1 protein-coding gene is annotated in these 2,733 nt (G+C 61.7%); it reads left to right on the top strand.

Annotated elements, in window-relative coordinates:
- On the top strand, positions 1-2,733 hold a 2,733-nt coding region (locus QRN50_RS25165; RefSeq protein ID WP_285427649.1), incomplete at both ends, for an AMP-binding protein.

The raw sequence follows: 2,733 nt of genomic DNA, 5'->3' as shown, positions 1-2,733 counted from the left end.
AGCCCCGGACGGTGATGCGCTGATCAGCCGTGGTTACGAAGCGCCGCAAGGCGAAATCGAGGAGCAGATCGCGGTTATCTGGCAAGACCTGCTGGGCGTCGAGCAGGTCGGGCGTCACGACAACTTCTTCGAACTCGGCGGCCACTCGCTGCTGGCCGTCTCTCTGATCGACCGTCTGCGCAAGCAGGATCTGAATCTCAACGTAAACACTGTATTCACTGCGCCCCGCGTGCGTGAAATGGCCTTGGCCATCAGCCAGGAAAAACAAGCCCTGTTCCGGGCGCCGGCCAACCGCATTCCGGCCCATTGCACGCAGTTGACGCCAGACATGTTGCCGCTGGTGGAACTGAGCGTCGATCAGATTGAACTGATCGCCTCCGCGGTTCCAGGCGGAGCCGCCAATATCCAGGACATCTACCCGCTGGCACCGCTGCAAGAAGGCATTCTGTTCCATTACCTGCTGAATCTTGAACGCGACGCCTACCTGGTGCGCTCGACGATCGAGTTCGACAGCCGTGCGCGCCTTGACGCCTTTCTTGAGGGCCTGCAAACGGTTATCGACCGCCATGATGTCCTGCGCAGTTCAGTGCATTGGGTCGGCCTGCCGCAAGCGGTGCAAGTGGTGCACCGCCAGGCGCAATTGCCGATCCATACCCTCACCCTGAGGCCGGATGAAGACGCACTCAGCCAGCTGGATCGTCTAAGTGATCCAGGTCGTCTGCGCCTTGATCTGCGACAGGCCCCGCTGCTGCTGGCCTACATTGCTCGCGACCCAGACTCGGAACGTTGGTTACTGGCGCTGATTGATCACCACATGATCAGCGACCATGTCACCCTGGAACTGATACTCGAAGAAATTCGCCTGTTGATGCGAGGCCAGAGCGCAGAACTGCTGCCACCGCAGCCTTATCGGGAGTTTGTCGCACAGACCCTCGCCAGCCCTTCCAGTGCTCACGAAGCTTACTTCACCGGCCGCCTGGCCGATGTCGATTCACCCACCGCTCCGTTCGAACTGCTGGAAGTTCAGGGCGACGGCAATGACGTCGAAGAGTCCGAACTGGCATTGAGCAGTGACCTCTGCGCACGTATCCGGACTCAGGCCCGGGAGCGCGGCATGTCCCCGGCGGTGCTGTTCCATGTCGCCTGGGCTCAGGTGCTGGCACGTTGTACCGGTCGCGATGATGTGGTGTTCGGCACCGCGGTCACCGGCCGTCTGCAAGGTACGTTAGGCGCCGAGCGGGCCATGGGCATGTTCATGAACACCCTGCCGGTCCGCGTGCAACTGGCCACGCAAAGCGTCCAGGAACTGGTCATGGCCACCCACCGTGATCTCAGCGAGTTACTGAGCCACGAGCAGGCATCATTGGCCCTGGCCCAGCGTTGCAGTAGCGTGGCCACGGGTGTGCCGTTGTTCTCCAGCCTGCTCAACTACCGGCACCAGAACGAGGACAGCCAGTTGCAATGGCCGGGCCTGCGCCTGCTCGACAGCGCCGAGCGCACCAACTATCCGCTGTGCTTGTCGGTCAACGATTACGGCAGTGACCTGGGCCTGTTGATACACAGTGTGCAACCTGCGGATCCGCAACGCCTGTGCGCCATGATGCAGTGTGCGTTGGAGCAATTGACCGACGCGCTGGCGCACACACCACAGAAGGAAGTTACGCAGTTGGATGTGCTGCCCGCCGCCGAGCGCAACCTGCTGCTGGAGACCTTCAACCAGACCCGCCAGGACTACCCGACGGACCTGTGCATTCAGCACCTGTTCGAAGCACAGGTCCGCACGCAACCGGATGCCATCGCCGTGGCTTTCCAGGCGCAGCGCCTGAGCTATGCCGAATTGAACCGTCAGGCCAACCGTCTGGCTCATCACTTGATCGGCCTGGGCATCGGCCCGGATGATCGGGTGGCGATCTGCGTCGAACGCGGCGTGGAAATGATGGTCGGCCTGCTCGGTGTGCTCAAGGCCGGTGCCGCTTATGTGCCGCTGGACCCGGCTTACCCTGCCGAGCGCCTGGCCTACATGATCGAAGACAGCCAGCCAGCGGCGTTAATGACCCAGCGTCACTTGCAGGAATATCTGCCGACCCTGACCTTGCCACTGGTGTTGCTCGACGATGATCAGCGCAAAACCTTTACCGAGCGTGACGATAACCCTGTGGTGGAAGCCCTCGGCGTGCGCAATCTGGCGTATGTGATCTACACCTCGGGCTCCACCGGTAATCCGAAGGGCGTGATGATCGAGCATCGCGGTCTGGTCAACTACAGCGTCGATGCGGCGCGGCTGTTTGACTTATCCCCAACCGACACCGTGCTGCAACAGAACACCCTGAACTTCGACCTGTCGGTGGAAGAAATCTTCCCGGCCTTGCTGGCGGGGGCCACCCTGACGCCGAGCCGCGAGATCTTCGGCAGCGAAGGGACTGAAAACCACGGGATTAATCCGACTGTCCTGCACTTGACCGCCGCACACTGGCATACGCTGGTGGCCGAATGGCACAACCAGCCGCAGGCTGCTGAGCAACGTCTGCAGCATGTGCGTCTGATCAACGTCACAGGTGACGCATTGTCGGCGCAGAAGCTCAAGCTCTGGGACGAGGTGCGCCCGGCGCACACTCGTCTGATCAACACCTATGGGCCGACCGAAGCGACGGTGTCCTGCACTGCGGCCTACGTCAGCCACGACGCTGCGGCCGGCAGCGAAGGCAGCGGCAATGCGACCATCGGCAAGCCGAT

The organism is Pseudomonas sp. MEJ108 (genome assembly GCF_030208985.1).
GTDB classification, from domain to species: domain Bacteria; phylum Pseudomonadota; class Gammaproteobacteria; order Pseudomonadales; family Pseudomonadaceae; genus Aquipseudomonas; species Aquipseudomonas fragariae.
This window is presented reverse-complemented; position numbering and strand designations above follow the sequence as displayed.